Below are 15,325 nucleotides of genomic sequence, written 5' to 3' on the forward strand. Positions count from 1 at the left end.
ACCTATTCAGTATCTTACGTCACAGCCACCGCAGGATCAGAACATCCCCTGAGCCATCCGGTCACACCTGCGTCATTGGGGGTTTCACGACAGGCAGCGGACGGGTAAAGCTGTGCATCACATCTGCCTTACATGGACCCTGACATGACCTTTTGGATCATCGCCACTGCCATAGCCCTTTTGTCTATCGCTCCCATCGCTCTTGTGCTGCGCCGTGGCCGCGGAATGGGGGCGCAAAGCACCTCGACCGCCGAGATCGAAATGAAAGTCTACCGCGACCAGCTCAAAGAGGTGGAACGCGATCTGGCGCGCGGGGTGCTCTCGCTTGATGATGCCAAACGCGCCCGCACCGAAGTGTCGCGCCGGATGCTTGAGGCCGATAAAGAGCATCAGGGCGGCAAAGCCGGTGCGCCCAAAGGCACGCTTTGGGGCGCCATCGCTTTGGCCGTTGCCCTTTTGGGCGGCGGGGTCTGGCTCTATGGCGACCTCGGGCAACCGAAATACGAAGATCTGCCCCTTGCGCACCGGATTGCCTTGGCCGACGAAATCCGCGCCACGCGGATGAGCCAGGACGAAGCCGAAGCCAAAGTCCCGGCCACACCGATGGCGCAACAGGCAGACCAGCAGTTGGTTGATCTTGTGATCAAATTGCGTGCGGCGTTGCAATCGCGCCCGGACGAGCTTGAAGGCCACATGTTGTTGGCCCGCAACGAGGCCAATATCGGCAATTTCCGCGAGGCTTATTTGGCGCAAAGCGAGGTGATCCGCATCAAAGGCGCGGAGGCCACCGCCGAAGACTATGCGCAAATGGCCAATATGATGATCTTGGCGGCCGGTGGCTTTGTCTCGCCAGAGGCCGAAACGGCCCTGTCCAACGCGCTCAAACGCGATCCAAACAATGGCATCGCCGTGTTTTTCTCCGGTCTGATGTTTGCCCAAAACGACCGCCCGGATATGACCTTTCGCCTCTGGCAACCGCTGTTGACCCGCTCTGAGCCGACCGATCCTTGGCTGCCACTCATTCGCGAGCAAATCGAAGCCGTGGCTCAGGCTGCGGGCATCCGCTACACCCTGCCGCCCGCCAACGATGGTCTGAAAGGCCCCTCGGCAGAAGACATGGAAAACGCCGCCGACATGACGCCGCAAGAGCGCCAAGAGATGATCCGCGGCATGGTCGAAGGCCTGTCTGCCCGTCTGGCCAATGAGGGCGGCACGCCGGAAGAATGGGCGCGGCTGATTTCCTCGCTGGCGATGCTGGGCGACACGGAACGAGCCAAAGCGATCTGGGGCGAGGCGCAGGTGATCTTTGGTGCCGACCCGGCCAAACTGGCCGTGGTGCGCGGCGGGGCCGAACGCGCGGGATTTGTCGAATGAGCGCGCTGATCACCGATGATATGGCGGAATTTAAAGCCACCCTGCCCGTCATGGCCCCATTGGCGGGGTTGGATTTTGGCGACAAGACCATCGGCGTGGCGATCTCGGATCGGTTGCGCTCGGTCGCCTCACCAACGACCACGATCCGTCGCAAGAAATTCACCTTGGACGCCGAGGCGCTTTTGGCCCTGTTCAAAGAACGCGAAGTCGGCGGCATCGTTTTGGGCCTGCCGCGCAATATGGATGGCTCCGAAGGCCCGCGCTGTCAAAAAACCCGCGCCTTTGCCCGCAATCTGGCGCAGTTGACCGAGATTCCGATCACCTTTTGGGACGAACGCCTCTCATCCGTTGCCGCAGACCGCGCCATGTTGGAGGCCGATATGTCGCGCGCCAAACGGGCCGAAAAAATCGACCAAGTCGCCGCTGGCGTGATCCTTCAGGGCGCGTTGGACCGGCTTGGGCATTTGTGAGGCTGCGATGAGCGACGAGATTTGGCGCCGTGACGAGATTGAGAGCCCTTGCACCAAGGTCTGTCAAATCCACCCAGACACGCGGCTGTGCCTTGGCTGCGCGCGCTCGATTGAGGAAATCGGCGCTTGGTCGCGGATGACGCCTGAGGTGCGGCAGGAGATCATGGCGGATTTGCCGAACCGCACCCCTGCCCCGACCACGCGCCGCGGTGGCCGGGCCGCGCGACTGAAACGTCAGATTACCTGATTTTTAGAGAGTATTTGGCCTGCAATGAAAACGGGCTTCATGGCAGCAAAAATACTCACCCCATCATCGCCTTACGCAGCATATTGAGTGCAACGAGGATCAGGAAACCACCAAACACCCGCTTGAGCGGTTTGGGGTCCATCGCATGGGCAATTTTCGCTCCCAAAGGCGCGGTGATGAGTGTCATTGAGATCACCACAAGAAAGGCCGCAATGTTCACGGCCCCGATGGTGAAAGGCGGCGTGACCTCCGCCGGAATATCGACAAAGAGAAAACCGATGACTGACGGGATGGCAATGATGGCACCAAAGCCCGCCGCGGTGGCAACGGCGCGATGGATCGGCACACCGTAAAGTGTCATCGTTGGCACGCCAAAAGACCCGCCGCCAATGCCCATCAGCACCGACAAGAACCCGATCAGCGGCGAAATGACCCCCCGCATGAGGCCTTTGGGCATCTCGGAGCCCAACCGCCATGCGGCATTGCCAAAGGCCATATAGAGGCCGATGAACACGGCGACACCGCCAAAGATCATCTGAAGCGTGACGGTGCGCAGGCTTGAGGCGACCAAAACGCCCACCACGGCGCCAATGACAATGCCGGGGGCGAAACTTTTCAGGATCGACCAGTCCACCGCACCCTTTTTGTGATGCGACAGCACCGAGCGGATCGAGGTGACAATGATGGTGGCCAATGAGGTCGCCAGGCAGATTTGCATCAACTGTGGCGAGCCATAGCCGAGGCCCGCGAAGGCATAATAAAACGCCGGGACCAAGACGATGCCGCCGCCGACGCCCAAAAGCCCGGCCAGGATACCGGCAAACGCGCCAATGGCGGCGATCAACAGCGCGAAGGGCATCAAGGTTGCAAAGTCCATCATGATTGGGTCCCTTATTCTACATTTTTCAACAGGCTTACCGACAGTTTCGCAGATTGACCAGAGGGGCAAAGCGCCCGAAACTTACAGGTGGCTCAGGCCAGTTTCTCCCATTTTGACCCGCGACCGCTCTCACACAGCACCCTCGCCCTCCCGAATGAAGGTCTCCCCATGTCTCCGCTGTTCAAAAGCGCCCTTGTTTTGGGCCTTCTTTCTGCCGTTGGGCCTTTTGCCATCGACATGTTTCTGCCCGCGCTTCCGGCGATTGCGGCGGATCTTCGTGCCAGTGTCGGCACGACGCAGGGCACGATTTCGCTTTATTTCATGGCCTTTGGTCTGTCGCAGTTGATCTATGGCCCCTTGGCCGATCAAGCCGGGCGCAAAGTGCCGATCTATATCGGCTTGACCCTGTTCATCATCGGGTCGATCGCGGCGACGCTTGCGCCCACCATCGCCGCGCTGATCACCGCCCGGATGATTCAGGGGGCGGGCGCGGCCTCATTGATGGTGGTGACCCGCGCGATCATTCGCGATCAATATCGCGGCTATGAAGCGACCCGGTTGATGTCCTTGGTGATGTTGGTGTTTTCGGTCTCGCCAATGTTTGCGCCGCTGGCAGGCTCTGGCTTGATTCTCATGACCGGGTGGCGCGGCATCTTTGCGGCGATGGCGGTGGCCGGGATCGTGGCCTTTGTCATCACAGCCCTGTTGCAGCCCGAAACCTTGCCGAAAGACAAGCGCGTCAAGGTCAGTCTGAGCGCGATGGCGCGCGGAGCCCGGACGCTGTTTCACGATCCGGTGTTTTTGGGGCTGACCTTTATTGGCGCGTTTTCGATGTCGGCATTTTTCGTCTTTATCGCCTCGGCGTCTTTTGTCTACACCGAGAGCTTCGGCCTGACGCCGGCGCAGTTCTCTCTGGCCTTCACCGTCAATGCCATGGGATTTATCGGTGCGTCACAGATTGCACCGGGGCTGATGCGCAAACATGGGGCGTTGAAGATCATCAGTCTTGGCGTGTTTGGTTATGCCGCCTCGATGCTGGCGCTGTTTGCACTGGTGCTTGCAGGCTTTGGCACGTTTTGGGTCATGGTGGCCGGGCTTGTCGCCACCTTTGCCTTTGTCGGCCTGATCATCCCAACCGCCATGGTTGCGTCTCTGGACGATCACGGCGAGATTGCCGGGCTGGCCTCCTCATTGGGCGGCACGTTACAGATGGTTGCGGGCGGGATCATGACCGCCGCCGCAGGGCCGTTCTTTGACGGAACGCCCCTGCCGATGGTGGCGGCGATGATGACCTGTTCTCTGATTGCGCTGATCCTTTTGCTGGTGGTCACACCGCGGGCGCGGATGCGGATGACACCGTTTTGAGGTCTCCTCAGGTCAGCCGTTCAGATCGACCACAACCCGGCCTTTGATCCCGCCTTTGAGGATCAACGCCCCAAGCTCCGGCAGGTCTTCGAGCCGGGCGGGATGGACCATCTCTTCGAGTTTCTCCATCGGCAGATCGGTGGCGATCCGTGCCCAAGCCCGCAGGCGGGCCTCTTTCGGTTGCATCACACTGTCGATGCCCAAAAGGTTCACGCCACGCAACAGAAACGGAATCACTGACGTCGGCAAAGCCGCGCCGCCCGCCAACCCCACAGCGGCCACAGAGCCACCGTATTTCATCTGGCCCAGCACCCGCGCCAACATCTCGCCACCGACGGCATCGACGCAGCCCGCCCATGTCTCGGTCTCAAGCGGGCGTTTGACCGCCTCGTTGATCTCTTCGCGCGCCACGATTTGGGTCGCGCCCAGATCGCGCAGATAGTCCGCGCTCTCGGGGCGTCCGGTCACGGCGGCGACCTCATAGCCCAGATGCGCGAGGATCGCGGTGGCAACCGAGCCGACACCGCCCGACGCCCCTGTGACCAAAACCGGACCCTGCCCCGGTTTCAACCCGTGATCTTCCAGCGCCATCACCGCCAACATCGCGGTAAAGCCCGCCGTGCCGACCGCCATGGCTTGACGTGTGTTCAGACCTTTCGGCAGCGGCACCAGCCAATCGGATTTGACCCGCGCCTGTTGCGCATAACCGCCCCAATGCACCTCACCGACGCGCCAACCGGTCAGAACCACCGGATCGCCGGGTTTGAAATCAGGGCTGTCCGAGCTTGCGACCGTGCCAGAGAAATCAATGCCCGGCACATGCGGATATTTGCGGACCAAACCGCCGCCTTTGGGCGACAGGCACAGCCCGTCTTTGTAATTGAGGGTGGAATAATCAACATTGACCACCACATCGCCCTCAGGCAGCGCGTCCGTGTCGATCTGTTTGATCTGGGCCGTAGCCAGCCCGTCCTCGCCTTGTTCCATCACCAATGCTTTGAACATATGTCTCTCCCGTTTTGTCGAAATGGCCGCTGTGCCCCGCAGGGCGTGCCAGATGGTCTTGCAAGCGGCGCTGAGTCTCCCCATAAATGTCAGACAATTAAATCGTGAGCGCAAGTCAAATGCCTGACAATTCAAAATCGCAGCAAAAAACGGCTGAAAAGGACCTTTCTGCCCAGATCGCGCAGGCCATTCGCGATGCGATCCTGTCCGGGGATTTGGTGGCGGATGATCGGTTGCCGTCTGAGGCGGAGCTGTCGGACACCTATGGCGTCTCGCGCCCAACCGTGCGCGAAGCATTGAAACGGCTGGCGGCCCAAAGCCTGATCCGCACCAAACGCGGCGCGTCCGGTGGGGCCTTTGTCCATCGGCTGTCCTATCCCGAAGCCTACGGTCAGTTGGCCACCACAGCGACCCTGTTGCTCAGTCTCAATGAGGTAGATTTTGCCACCGCCTGCCGCGCCCGGTTTGCGCTTGAGCGCGGCTGCGCGCCGCTTTCGGCGCAAAACCGTGACGTCGATCATTTGGCCGCAATGCGGGCTGAAATCACCCGCCAATCCCAACCCGGCCTCTCAGACGAAGCGTTTTGTGCCTCGGATGTGGCGTTTCACCGAGCTTTGGTCGATGGCGCCAGCAACCCGGTCCTGTCCTGGCATTTGGCGGGAGCTGTCGAAGGGATGCAGCCCTTGATGAATATGATCACCTTTCGCAACCGCGACAGGGCAGAAATTGTGGCGCTGCACATTCGGATCACGGATGCTCTTGAGGCCCGCGATGCGGCGCTGATCGACCAGCTTTTGAACGCGCTTTGCACCGTAACGCTGCGTCAAGCGGAAGCCACCGAATCGCTGCACGCGCAGAAAAACTCCGGCGCCCGCATCTAATTTGATCAAATTATCAGCAAAGCGATAGAAAAAGCCCAAACCGGCCCTCTCTCCCCCTTGCACAAGTCAAAACCCGTGATAGCGTCGATCACTGAAATTGGTCCACTTTAGGGAGACGACCCAATGAACAGCTTTAAACTTCTGTGCGCCTCAACGGCCCTTGCCACGCTCGCGGGCGCGGGGTTTGCGGAAGACGCAGATCTGCTTGTGTTTGATTACTCCGGTTTTGAAAACGCCGACTTCCACACCAAATATATCGAGAAAAACGGCGACGTGCCGTCGTTTGCCTTCTTTGGCGAGGAAGACGAAGCGCTGCAAAAACTCGTCTCCGGCTTTAAGGCCGACGTCAGCCATGTCTGTGCCGGATCGGTGATGAAATGGGTCGAAAGTGGCATTCTGGAAGCTTGGGACACCTCCAAAATCACCGATTATGCCAACCTCGACAGCAATCTGTTGGGTGCAGATACGGCGGCGGCGACGTCCTATTTTATCCCGTCCGATTTCGGCTCCACCGCCATCGCCTATAACATGGATGAGGTGCCCGCCGAAGACGTCGCCTCGCTTCAGGTGTTCAAAAAGCCGAAATACGAAGGCCGCATGACCCTGCCAGACAACGTCGATGACGCCTATGCACTCGCCTATCTGGCGACCGGCACGACCAATTGGCAAAACGCCACGGATGAGCAATTTGAAGCCGCCTCTGACTGGCTGCGCGAAGTCCACCCGAACCTGCGCACCTATTGGACCGATCCGGGCGAATTGGCTCAACTTTTGGCCACGGGCGAAGTGTTGGTGGCCTGGGCCTGGAACGAAACCTACCCGACCATGGTTGGAGAAGAGTTCCCGATCGGCTTTCAACGCCAAGCCACCGAAGGCTCGTCGCTGTGGCTGTGCGGTTATGTGAACCTCAAAGACGCTCCCGGCTCGGAAGACAAGGCCTATGACTTTATCAACGGCTTCTTGGATGTCGCCAACGCGGCCCCTTTGATGGAGGCGGGTTACGGCACGCCGAACCTTAAAGGCCTTGCCACTTTGGGCGATCAAACCTTGATCGATGCTGGCCTTGAGCCGATTGACGCCCCGATTCTGGCCCAATTGCCGATGTCCATTGAGTTGCGCGAAAAGCAATCCGAGGCCTTTGAGAAAATCAAAGCCGGGTTCTAAGCCGGTCTCAGCACCCCCCAAAAGAAACGCCGCTCCTTTCGGGGCGGCGTTTTGCGTTTGATCGAGGCCATCCCTCTTCTGCCCCTCTTGAACCCGGCCCCGGAACCGCTTAGGTATGAGGTGTTCGGGCAACCGGACTATGGACATAAACGCGCTCGTAATACGCGGATCGGACCCGGGGGCGGTACCCGGCGTCTCCACCATACACCCATCGGTTTGGACCTTCATTTGAGGCCTTGGCGATTTGGATCATGGGGACGAAATAGGATCGACGGACGTCTAAAGGGGTTTGCTTTGTTTCGGTGAGTTACCACCGTTATCGGTACACTAAAGCTAGTTGCAAATGACAACAAAGCTCCGATGGCTCTCGCAGCGTAAGCTGTGCGAAAAATCGAAAACTAAGTCCTTAGGTTTAGCGACTTAAGGCGGGGTTCGCAGGTACCTGGCAACAGAAACCTGCACTTTCCCCCTCTCTGCCGGATAAGAAACTTGACGTTAGGTCAATTTGTAAATTCGTCTGGATTTAAACCAATCCTTTAGGGTTTGCGCCCATAGTTTTTAAAGGTCATGGACAGAGGCGGATGAGAAAATGAACGGCGTTGAACTGCTGAAAGCATGGTATGAACGGGTCTGGGTTCAGGGCGATTTATCCGCCATTGACGACTATTTCGGCATCTCTGGTGCCGCCTCCGGGTTGATGACCGATCTTGCCGCCGAGCTTGAGGATTTTCGCGTCCTCGTCCCCGCCGTCCTTCATGCGCTGCGCGATGTGTCCTGTGACATTCTTGATTCGATGGAACAGGGCGATCGGGCGTGGGTCCGAATGCGCCTCAACGCAAAACGCGCGATGGACATGAAACCGGTCTCCATTTCGGGTCAGGTGATGATCCGCACCAAGGATGGCAAAATCTGCGAAGCCTATAACAACTTTGATTTTGTCAGCTATTTTGAACAAATGGGCAACCTTCCGCCCAACACAGTGGCGCTCTGCCTTGCGGGTGAATCTTTAGGCTAAGCCTGAGCTGCTCAGAAGCTGCGCAGAGCCCAGAATACGATTTTTCTTGCCTTGCGCGAAATTTGATCAAAAGTGATCAAGCCGGGCCCTTTGTCTACCCTAAAAGCAATGCTCAAACGCGCCATCTCTATCAGGCGCATACGGGGTAGATCATCGCCTGTCCGGCGTCTTTCCATAGGTGATCCATGACCAAATTCCTTGCTCTTCCTCTGGCTCTTGCAACGCTCGCGTCCCTGCCCCTGAGCGCACAAGACGCACCGCTGCCGAAACTCGGGCCAAACGCGACCCCCATCACGCAGGCCACGGACTATCTGCGCCAAACGCCCGCGCCCGATTACTGGGCCTTCGCGCCCTATGTGAAAATGCAATTCACCACCTCCGCCTGCTCGGTCGCCGCCATCACGGGGGCGGTCAACGGGCTTTCCGGCCTGCCCACCAATGCCGAAGACACGGTGATGACCCAGCCTGACCTGTTGGAACGCGTTGGCGACGCCCATTGGTCCGACATCTCCGCCGAGGGCGGCGATGGTGTGACCTTTGCCGAGCTTGAGACCTATGCCGGAAAGGCGCTCATAGCGGCCGGTCTCGACAGCTATACGGTCAGCGCCTTTAAACCCACTGACGCCTCGGAAGCCACGCTTGCCACCGTGCGCGAGTGGTTGACACTCAACGAACAGAGCGCCGAAGACGCAATGATGATCTATTTCAACCAAGGCGTCGTCACCGGCGATTGGGACGGCCCGCATGTCTCCGTCATCGGGGCCTATGATGCGGCCAAGGACGAGGTGTTGATCCTGGAGGTCGATCAGGAATGGTACATCCCCTATTGGACCTCGGTGCCGGTCTTGGTTGAGGCGATGTTGAAACCGACCTCGGCGGAGCATGGCGTGCTTGAGGGCGAAACCGGCGGTTTGGTGCGCCTGGCACTGGCAAATTGAGCATCTAACTCTTGACCCAAACGCAGGGGCGTTTACCAAAGGCGTGCCGGACATGACCCCCGGACAAACGCGAGCGCCCGGATGACGCCCCTGCCCCAAACACCTCGGCCACAAACACCCCTGCCCGACTTTCTCAAAACCTTCGCCCGCATTGGCCTGTTGTCCTTTGGCGGACCGGCGGCGCAAATCGCGATGATGCATCGCGAAGTGGTCGAGACCCGCAAGTGGATGGACGAGGAGGGATTTCTCTCCGCCCTGTCCTTTTGCATGATGTTGCCCGGCCCCGAAGCGATGCAGCTTGCCACCTATTGCGGCTGGCGTTTGCGCGGCGTGCCCGGCGGTGTCATCGCGGGGCTGTTTTTCGTCCTCCCCGGCGCATTGGTCATGTTGGCGCTGGCGGCGCTTTACGCCCATTTCGGCCACCTGCCCCTCTCTGAGGCGCTGTTTTTAGGCGTCAAAGCCACGGTCACTGTGATCGTGCTACAAGCCCTGTTTCGCTTGGGCAAAAAGGCCTTGGGGCGGGTGGATCGTTGGGCGATGGCGGTGATCTCTTTCGTGCTGATTGCGGTGTTTGCCGTGCCGTTCCCGGTGATCGTCTTGGCCGCCGCGCTCGTCGGCGCGCTCACCGCTCCCCCCGCAGAGGTCCAAATCCACGCCGCGCCCAAAGCCCATCACCTGCCCCGCACGCTCGTCGTTTGGGGGGCGCTGTGGGCCGCGCCCTTGCTCAGCCTTTGGGCCACGGGCCAAGAGCGGCTTTTGGCAATCGGTTTGTTTTTCTCCCGCCTTGCCGTGGTGACCTTTGGCGGTGCCTATGCGGTTTTGGCCTATATGAGCCAAGAGGTGGTCAACAACCAGGGCTGGCTCACGCCCGAGGCCATGCTTGACGGCCTGGGACTGGCCGAAACCACGCCGGGACCGCTGATTTTGGTCACCGAGTTTGTCGGCTATATGGCGGCCACCCCTTTGGGCCTGTGGGGCGGCGTGATCGGCGCGTCTTTGACGCTTTGGGTCACCTTTGTGCCTTGTTTTCTTTGGATTTTCGCGGGTGCCCCTTACATCGACTGGATCAGCACCCGCCCAAGGCTCTCGGGTGCTCTCAAGGCAATCACCGCCGCCGTGGTGGGCGTCATCGCCTCGCTGTCATGGTGGTTCACCCTGCATGTGCTCTTTGCCCAAACCACACGGATACAGGCCGGGCCTGTGCGCCTTGATCTGCCGATGCTGCAGAGCCTCAACCTCAAGGCCCTCGCCCTCATGGTGCTGGCGGCGATTTTGCTCTTTGCGTTCAAGCGCGGATTGATGACTGTGCTGGCCCTCGTGGCCCTTACAGGCCTCGCGTTTCATATTGTCCTTTGATGACCTCTTTCCTTAGCCGCAGAATCTCGTATGCTGCACCACAGGAGACACAGAAAGGATGCACAGATGGCCAAAACCATCGACTACGGGAACCTCATGCATGACGCGATGCGTGGTCTGATCCGTAAGGTGCTGGACGGCGTGGCCAAAGACGGCCTGCCGGGGGATCATCATTTCTTTATCACCTTCGACACCATGCACCCGGATGTGGAACTGGCCGATTGGCTTTCGGATCGCTATCCCGAGGAAATGACCATCGTCATTCAGCATTGGTTCGACAATCTCGACGTCACCGACGATGGCGTGGCGATCACATTGAATTTCGGCGACAGCCCGGAGCCTTTGTACATCCCCTATGACGCGATCCGCACCTTTGTCGACCCGTCGGTGGAATTTGGCCTGCGCTTTGAGACCCAGGATTACGACGTCGAAGAGATGGAGGGAGACGAGATTCCCCATGACGCCGAAGTCAAAAGTTTCGAGCGTAAGGATGAGACCGACACATCCGGCACCGCAACGGACGGGCCGAAAGAGGCGGAAATCGTCTCGCTCGACAAGTTTCGCAAATAATAGACTGGCCGCGCGGCCCCTTTTTAACAGCCGCGAAACAGCTTCGTGAATTTTGCGTAACGCGATCGGCTCCCCCCTTGTCAGATTACACGGCGATGGGCACTGCTATCTCAGCATCACGCCAGAGGAGAGCCACATGCCACGCGATTTTGCTGTTTTCCTTGGAGAGATGATCCGCAACCCCGACGATGTGCGCGCGATTGCGCCCTCCTCCTCGGCTATGGCACGGGTCATGGCGGCGGGGCTTGAAGACATTGACGGGCCTATCGTGGAAATCGGGCCGGGCACCGGCGTGTTCACCCGCGCGATTTTGGAGCGCGGCGTGGCGCCCGAACGCCTCACCCTGTTTGAACTGAACGCCCGGTTTTGCGACGATCTGCGCAGCAAATTTCCCGGCGTTCAGGTGCTCAACCGCTCCGCGACCGAAATCCATCACGTTCTGTCCCCCAATGTCGGCGCGGTCTTGTCCGGCGTGCCGTTGCTCAACCGCCCTACCTTGCAAGACGGCATCCTCGCCTCGGTCTTCGCCTCCCTGCGTCCGGGCGGCGTCTTTACCCAATTCACCTATGCATTCAGTTCGCCGATCGAGCCGGACATGCAGCGTCAGCACGGCATCACGGCGCGCAAGAAGGGCACGATCTGGGCCAATCTGCCGCCCGCACGGGTGTTTGAATATACACGCCAGCCGATTTAGACGTGTCACCGGCCAAAACCGGCGATCTTTTAGCGCTACCATGGCGTTGTATGCGTCCGTATACATTGCATGAGCCCCCCTGAGCGCGTATAGCCGAGGCAATATTTGGCATTGCACCAAGGGAGATCCCCCATGTCCACCCCCGTGACCACCACCCGCACCGAAACCGATAGCTTTGGCCCGCTCGAAGTCCCAAGCGACAAATATTGGGGTGCGCAAACCCAGCGCTCGATCCTGAATTTCCCGATCGGTTGGGAACGTCAGCCGGTGCCGATCATCCGCGCGCTGGGCGTGGTCAAAAAGGCCTGTGCGATGGAAAACATGGCGCAAGGCAACCTGTCCAAAGAGTTGGGCGATGCAATTGTCGCCGCAGCGAATGAGGTGATCGACGGCAAATTCGACGACAACTTCCCGCTCGTGGTGTGGCAAACCGGCTCCGGCACCCAGTCCAACATGAACGCCAACGAAGTGATCTCGAACCGCGCGATTGAAATGCTCGGCGGCGAAATGGGGTCGAAAAAGCCGGTTCACCCGAACGATCATTGCAACATGGGCCAGTCCTCGAACGACACCTTCCCGACCGCGATGCATGTCGGCATCGGCATGCAGGCGCGCGACGTGTTGCTGCCGGGGTTGACCAAATTGGCCGAGGCGCTTGAAGTCAAAGCCGACGCCTTCAAAGACATCATCAAAATCGGCCGCACCCATACCCAGGACGCGACGCCGCTGACCTTGGGTCAGGAATTCTCCGGCTACGCGCACCAAGTCCGCATGGGCATCAAGCGCGTTGAGATGTGCCTGCCTGCGATCTACGAATTGGCGCAGGGCGGCACCGCCGTGGGCACCGGGCTGAACACCAAAAAGGGCTGGGCCGAAGCTGTGGCGAAAAACATGGCCGAGATCACTGGCCTGCCGTTTGTGACCGCGCCGAACAAATTCGAAGCGCTGGCCGCCCATGACGCCATGGTGATGTTCTCCGGCGCGCTCAAAACCGTCGCCTCCTCGTTGTTCAAAATCGCCAACGACATCCGCCTTTTGGGGTCCGGCCCGCGCTGTGGTTTGGGTGAATTGATCTTGCCGGAAAACGAGCCGGGGTCTTCGATTATGCCGGGCAAGGTCAACCCGACCCAGGCCGAAGCCCTGACCATGGTCTGTGCGCATGTCATGGGCAACGACGCCGCCGTCGGTTTTGCGGGCTCGCAAGGTCATTTCGAATTGAACGTTTACAACCCGATGATGTCCTATAACGTCTTGCAATCCATGCAGCTTTTGGGCGACAGCGCCTCCGCCTTTACCGACAACATGGTGGTGGGTATCGAGGCCAACGAACCGCGCATCGAAAAACTTCTGCACGAGTCCCTGATGCTGGTCACCGCCCTGGCCCCGACCATCGGCTATGACAACGCCACCAAAGTTGCCAAAACCGCGCATAAAAACGGCACCACATTGAAAGAAGAAGCCATTGCTTTGGGCTTTGTCGATGAAGCCACCTTTGACGCCGTGGTGCGCCCGGAACAGATGATCGGCCCGAAAGGCTAATGTCAGCGAGCAGGGCATCGCGGAAAGCGGTGCCCCGTGCCCAAGCTGGGCGCAGCAGCGGCGGATGTGAAAATCTGGCGACGTTATAGGCCGCCAGACCGTCATAGATTTTGTGGTGATTTCGCGATGATTTCGCGGTTTTAGGACTCACGCGCGATCACAGTCCCGCGGGTCATCCGGCAGGCGGCTTTCGCTTTGCCGTTAGTTTTGAGGCGCGTAGGAGCGCATCACCTCTTCGTATCGCGCAGTGGTGATCTCCGGGTTATGGGTCTGCACGCAGGCGACCATTTCCGGACGTGCGCCCTCGGGGGCGACGACCTCGCCGGCTTTATAGCGTTGTTTCGCGGCTTTCATCTCTTCGCGCGAGGGACGGTTGGCTTTGAAACATTGGGTCAGCTCTTGCTTGGTCAGGCCCAGATCCTTGGCGATGTCCTCGACCGGAAAGCGGCCCTGCGCCGTGGCGGGCAGAGCGAGGGTGATGAGAAGCGGGGCGGCAAGAAGGGTTTTCATGTGGTTCTCCTGTTTCATGGAGCCTCTGATACGCACGGCGCAGCCGCCTTCCGTCGCCAAAAACGAAAGGCGACCCGAAGATCGCCTTCACTTTATTTTGTTGGGGTTTCTGCGTAGGGAGTCGCTGTTTCGCGCGTAGCGGATCAGCCTTGCGCCCGATCATCTGTTCCGGCCGGACCACGGCGTCACAGGCGGACGATCGGATCGACCGAGCTTTTACCCTGACGAAATCAACATTCTGTGCAATATTCCACAGCAGGCAGGCATTCTTTCCCGCTGTTATGCAACTGATGCATAGGTGATGCATAAAAGACAATGCATGCAAAAATGCAAATCTCTATCAAACAACATTGTTTTACATTGATCGGCATCAAGGTAGTTTTACGCAAGTGATCTATGATGATGATATCGTCCAAGGCAAGAAAGAGTGGACAGCGCTCCACATCTGTATTGGACATCATATGACTCCGGGGAGGATAACATGACATATTTTGCCACATCCAAAAAATCTAAACTTATGAGTGCTTTGTCCATTTTGGCATTGAGTGCGGCTTTGGTCGGTACCACGGCCTATGTAATGAGTGTAGATATTGTGACACCCGCCTATGCGGCCGAAGACGGGGAAGACGGTGGACAAAAAGGCCCACACGCTGGCTCTGGCGATGGCGATTCCGGCAACAGCGGGAAAGAAGGTCATGGCGGCCAATCCACCGGTGCACAGGGATCTGGCCAAGGCGGGCCGGGCGAAGACTCTGAAGGTGCAGGCCCGCGCGCCAATCAAGACAGTTCCAACGCAGGGGCTGGTGGGCCGGTTTGGGCCAACGAAGGCATCCCAGAAGTTGAAATTGGTCGCCTCAACGTGGCTCGTTCACCCGAACATGTGTTGGATCGTGCCCTGACAGAGGCGCTTGCGGAACTGTCGGGCGATGCGGTTGAGTTCTATAATCTCAGCCTCTCCGACATGATCGCCGAGTTGTCGCTCAATTGGGATGACACCGTGATCATCGACAGCCCGCTGCAAAGTCTGGCCTTGTTCCAGGCCTATCTCGAAGGGGACTCCCCATTGGCCTCCAGCGGCGTCACAAACAATGTCGATACGATTTTGGCCGCGCTTTTGGGGGTCGCCTCTGACAAGACCGTCACGATTTCGACCGACACTGTGATCGCCGTCACGACCATTCTTGGTGTGCCGATGAGCGCCGCTGATGCCGCCGATCTTGCGGCCAATGCCGAGGCCATTCGCATCGCAGTTCTTGCAGGTCACGGTTAAACCCCGTCGATCTGATCACAAACAACAAAACAGAGGCCCCCATTGGG

The 15,325-nt window shown here is 58.9% G+C and carries 16 protein-coding genes and 1 other RNA gene; 14 read left to right on the top strand and 3 right to left on the bottom strand.

Going from position 1 to position 15,325, the window contains the following annotated elements:
- Nucleotides 1–144: 144 nt before the first annotated feature.
- From ccmI to B30_RS06190, 3 genes are read left to right on the top strand one after another with little or no spacing between them, the layout of a single operon-like run.
- A complete protein-coding gene (gene ccmI, locus B30_RS06180) occupies nucleotides 145–1,374 on the top strand; it encodes a c-type cytochrome biogenesis protein CcmI (RefSeq protein WP_009571179.1) in 1,230 nt (409 codons plus the stop codon).
- On the top strand, nucleotides 1,371–1,844 hold the full coding sequence (ruvX, locus tag B30_RS06185) for a Holliday junction resolvase RuvX (protein WP_009571180.1): 474 nt from the start codon (nucleotides 1,371–1,373) through the stop codon (nucleotides 1,842–1,844). The genes ccmI and ruvX overlap by 4 nt, the downstream gene beginning before the upstream one ends.
- Before the next feature lie 7 nt (nucleotides 1,845–1,851).
- Nucleotides 1,852–2,091, top strand: a complete 240-nt coding sequence (locus B30_RS06190; protein WP_009571181.1) for a DUF1289 domain-containing protein — start codon at nucleotides 1,852–1,854, stop codon at nucleotides 2,089–2,091.
- A 55-nt stretch (nucleotides 2,092–2,146) separates the two neighbouring features.
- On the opposite strand, the gene B30_RS06195 is transcribed toward B30_RS06190, so the two are convergent.
- A complete protein-coding gene (locus tag B30_RS06195; RefSeq protein WP_009571182.1) occupies nucleotides 2,147–2,971 on the bottom strand; it encodes a sulfite exporter TauE/SafE family protein in 825 nt (274 codons plus the stop codon).
- Nucleotides 2,972–3,139: 168 nt separating this feature from the next.
- On the opposite strand from B30_RS06195, the gene B30_RS06200 reads away from it, so the two are divergent.
- Nucleotides 3,140–4,336, top strand: a complete 1,197-nt coding sequence (locus B30_RS06200) for a multidrug effflux MFS transporter (protein ID WP_009571183.1) — start codon at nucleotides 3,140–3,142, stop codon at nucleotides 4,334–4,336.
- A 12-nt stretch (nucleotides 4,337–4,348) separates the two neighbouring features.
- Here B30_RS06200 and B30_RS06205 read toward each other — a convergent pair whose 3' ends face one another.
- Nucleotides 4,349–5,341, bottom strand: coding sequence for an MDR family oxidoreductase (locus B30_RS06205; RefSeq protein ID WP_009571184.1), 993 nt, complete (start codon nucleotides 5,339–5,341; stop codon nucleotides 4,349–4,351).
- Nucleotides 5,342–5,460: 119 nt separating this feature from the next.
- Between B30_RS06205 and B30_RS06210 the strand changes: the two genes are divergently transcribed.
- The 9 genes from B30_RS06210 (at nucleotide 5,461) to fumC (ending at nucleotide 13,498) form a co-directional block, all read left to right on the top strand.
- Nucleotides 5,461–6,222 (top strand): FadR/GntR family transcriptional regulator, encoded by a 762-nt coding sequence (locus tag B30_RS06210; RefSeq protein WP_009571186.1) that lies wholly within the window; start codon nucleotides 5,461–5,463, stop codon nucleotides 6,220–6,222.
- Nucleotides 6,223–6,345: 123 nt separating this feature from the next.
- Nucleotides 6,346–7,386, top strand: coding sequence for an extracellular solute-binding protein (locus tag B30_RS06215; protein WP_009571187.1), 1,041 nt, complete (start codon nucleotides 6,346–6,348; stop codon nucleotides 7,384–7,386).
- 83 nt (nucleotides 7,387–7,469) lie between these two features.
- Nucleotides 7,470–7,849: a transfer-messenger RNA gene (gene ssrA / locus B30_RS21680) on the top strand.
- Between the two features lie 126 nt (nucleotides 7,850–7,975).
- Entirely contained in the window at nucleotides 7,976–8,401 is a 426-nt protein-coding gene (locus tag B30_RS06220) for a nuclear transport factor 2 family protein (RefSeq protein ID WP_009571188.1), read from the top strand.
- Nucleotides 8,402–8,586: 185 nt separating this feature from the next.
- On the top strand, nucleotides 8,587–9,339 hold the full coding sequence (locus B30_RS06225; protein ID WP_009571189.1) for a phytochelatin synthase family protein: 753 nt from the start codon (nucleotides 8,587–8,589) through the stop codon (nucleotides 9,337–9,339).
- 81 nt (nucleotides 9,340–9,420) lie between these two features.
- Complete coding sequence (gene chrA / locus B30_RS06230; protein ID WP_009571190.1) at nucleotides 9,421–10,695, top strand: chromate efflux transporter; 1,275 nt, start codon at nucleotides 9,421–9,423, stop codon at nucleotides 10,693–10,695.
- Between the two features lie 66 nt (nucleotides 10,696–10,761).
- Nucleotides 10,762–11,265 (top strand): SspB family protein, encoded by a 504-nt coding sequence (locus tag B30_RS06235; protein WP_009571191.1) that lies wholly within the window; start codon nucleotides 10,762–10,764, stop codon nucleotides 11,263–11,265.
- A 136-nt stretch (nucleotides 11,266–11,401) separates the two neighbouring features.
- On the top strand, nucleotides 11,402–11,959 hold the full coding sequence (locus tag B30_RS06240) for a class I SAM-dependent methyltransferase (RefSeq protein ID WP_009571192.1): 558 nt from the start codon (nucleotides 11,402–11,404) through the stop codon (nucleotides 11,957–11,959).
- Nucleotides 11,960–12,103: 144 nt separating this feature from the next.
- Nucleotides 12,104–13,498, top strand: a complete 1,395-nt coding sequence (gene fumC, locus B30_RS06245) for a class II fumarate hydratase (protein WP_009571193.1) — start codon at nucleotides 12,104–12,106, stop codon at nucleotides 13,496–13,498.
- Nucleotides 13,499–13,699: 201 nt separating this feature from the next.
- Here fumC and B30_RS06250 read toward each other — a convergent pair whose 3' ends face one another.
- Nucleotides 13,700–14,008: a hypothetical protein gene (locus tag B30_RS06250; protein ID WP_009571194.1), complete on the bottom strand. Its 309-nt coding sequence runs from the start codon at nucleotides 14,006–14,008 to the stop codon at nucleotides 13,700–13,702.
- Between the two features lie 481 nt (nucleotides 14,009–14,489).
- Here B30_RS06250 and B30_RS06255 point away from each other — a divergent pair, with 481 nt between their 5' ends.
- Nucleotides 14,490–15,278: a hypothetical protein gene (locus B30_RS06255; RefSeq protein ID WP_009571195.1), complete on the top strand. Its 789-nt coding sequence runs from the start codon at nucleotides 14,490–14,492 to the stop codon at nucleotides 15,276–15,278.
- Nucleotides 15,279–15,325: the final 47 nt, after the last annotated feature.

Source organism: Celeribacter baekdonensis B30, from assembly GCF_000299875.1.
Lineage (GTDB): Bacteria > Pseudomonadota > Alphaproteobacteria > Rhodobacterales > Rhodobacteraceae > Celeribacter > Celeribacter baekdonensis_A.

What these genes read in the sequence shown, in the direction of transcription:
- ccmI (WP_009571179.1), top strand. Translation starts at nt 145, where the DNA reads ATGACCTTTTGGATCATCGCCACTGCCATAGCCCTTTTGTCTATCGCT.
- ruvX (WP_009571180.1), top strand. Translation starts at nt 1,371, where the DNA reads ATGAGCGCGCTGATCACCGATGATATGGCGGAATTTAAAGCCACCCTG.
- B30_RS06190 (WP_009571181.1), top strand. Translation starts at nt 1,852, where the DNA reads ATGAGCGACGAGATTTGGCGCCGTGACGAGATTGAGAGCCCTTGCACC.
- B30_RS06195 (WP_009571182.1), bottom strand. Translation starts at nt 2,971, where the DNA reads ATGATGGACTTTGCAACCTTGATGCCCTTCGCGCTGTTGATCGCCGCC.
- B30_RS06200 (WP_009571183.1), top strand. Translation starts at nt 3,140, where the DNA reads ATGTCTCCGCTGTTCAAAAGCGCCCTTGTTTTGGGCCTTCTTTCTGCC.
- B30_RS06205 (WP_009571184.1), bottom strand. Translation starts at nt 5,341, where the DNA reads ATGTTCAAAGCATTGGTGATGGAACAAGGCGAGGACGGGCTGGCTACG.
- B30_RS06210 (WP_009571186.1), top strand. Translation starts at nt 5,461, where the DNA reads ATGCCTGACAATTCAAAATCGCAGCAAAAAACGGCTGAAAAGGACCTT.
- B30_RS06215 (WP_009571187.1), top strand. Translation starts at nt 6,346, where the DNA reads ATGAACAGCTTTAAACTTCTGTGCGCCTCAACGGCCCTTGCCACGCTC.
- B30_RS06220 (WP_009571188.1), top strand. Translation starts at nt 7,976, where the DNA reads ATGAACGGCGTTGAACTGCTGAAAGCATGGTATGAACGGGTCTGGGTT.
- B30_RS06225 (WP_009571189.1), top strand. Translation starts at nt 8,587, where the DNA reads ATGACCAAATTCCTTGCTCTTCCTCTGGCTCTTGCAACGCTCGCGTCC.
- chrA (WP_009571190.1), top strand. Translation starts at nt 9,421, where the DNA reads ATGACGCCCCTGCCCCAAACACCTCGGCCACAAACACCCCTGCCCGAC.
- B30_RS06235 (WP_009571191.1), top strand. Translation starts at nt 10,762, where the DNA reads ATGGCCAAAACCATCGACTACGGGAACCTCATGCATGACGCGATGCGT.
- B30_RS06240 (WP_009571192.1), top strand. Translation starts at nt 11,402, where the DNA reads ATGCCACGCGATTTTGCTGTTTTCCTTGGAGAGATGATCCGCAACCCC.
- B30_RS06250 (WP_009571194.1), bottom strand. Translation starts at nt 14,008, where the DNA reads ATGAAAACCCTTCTTGCCGCCCCGCTTCTCATCACCCTCGCTCTGCCC.
- B30_RS06255 (WP_009571195.1), top strand. Translation starts at nt 14,490, where the DNA reads ATGACATATTTTGCCACATCCAAAAAATCTAAACTTATGAGTGCTTTG.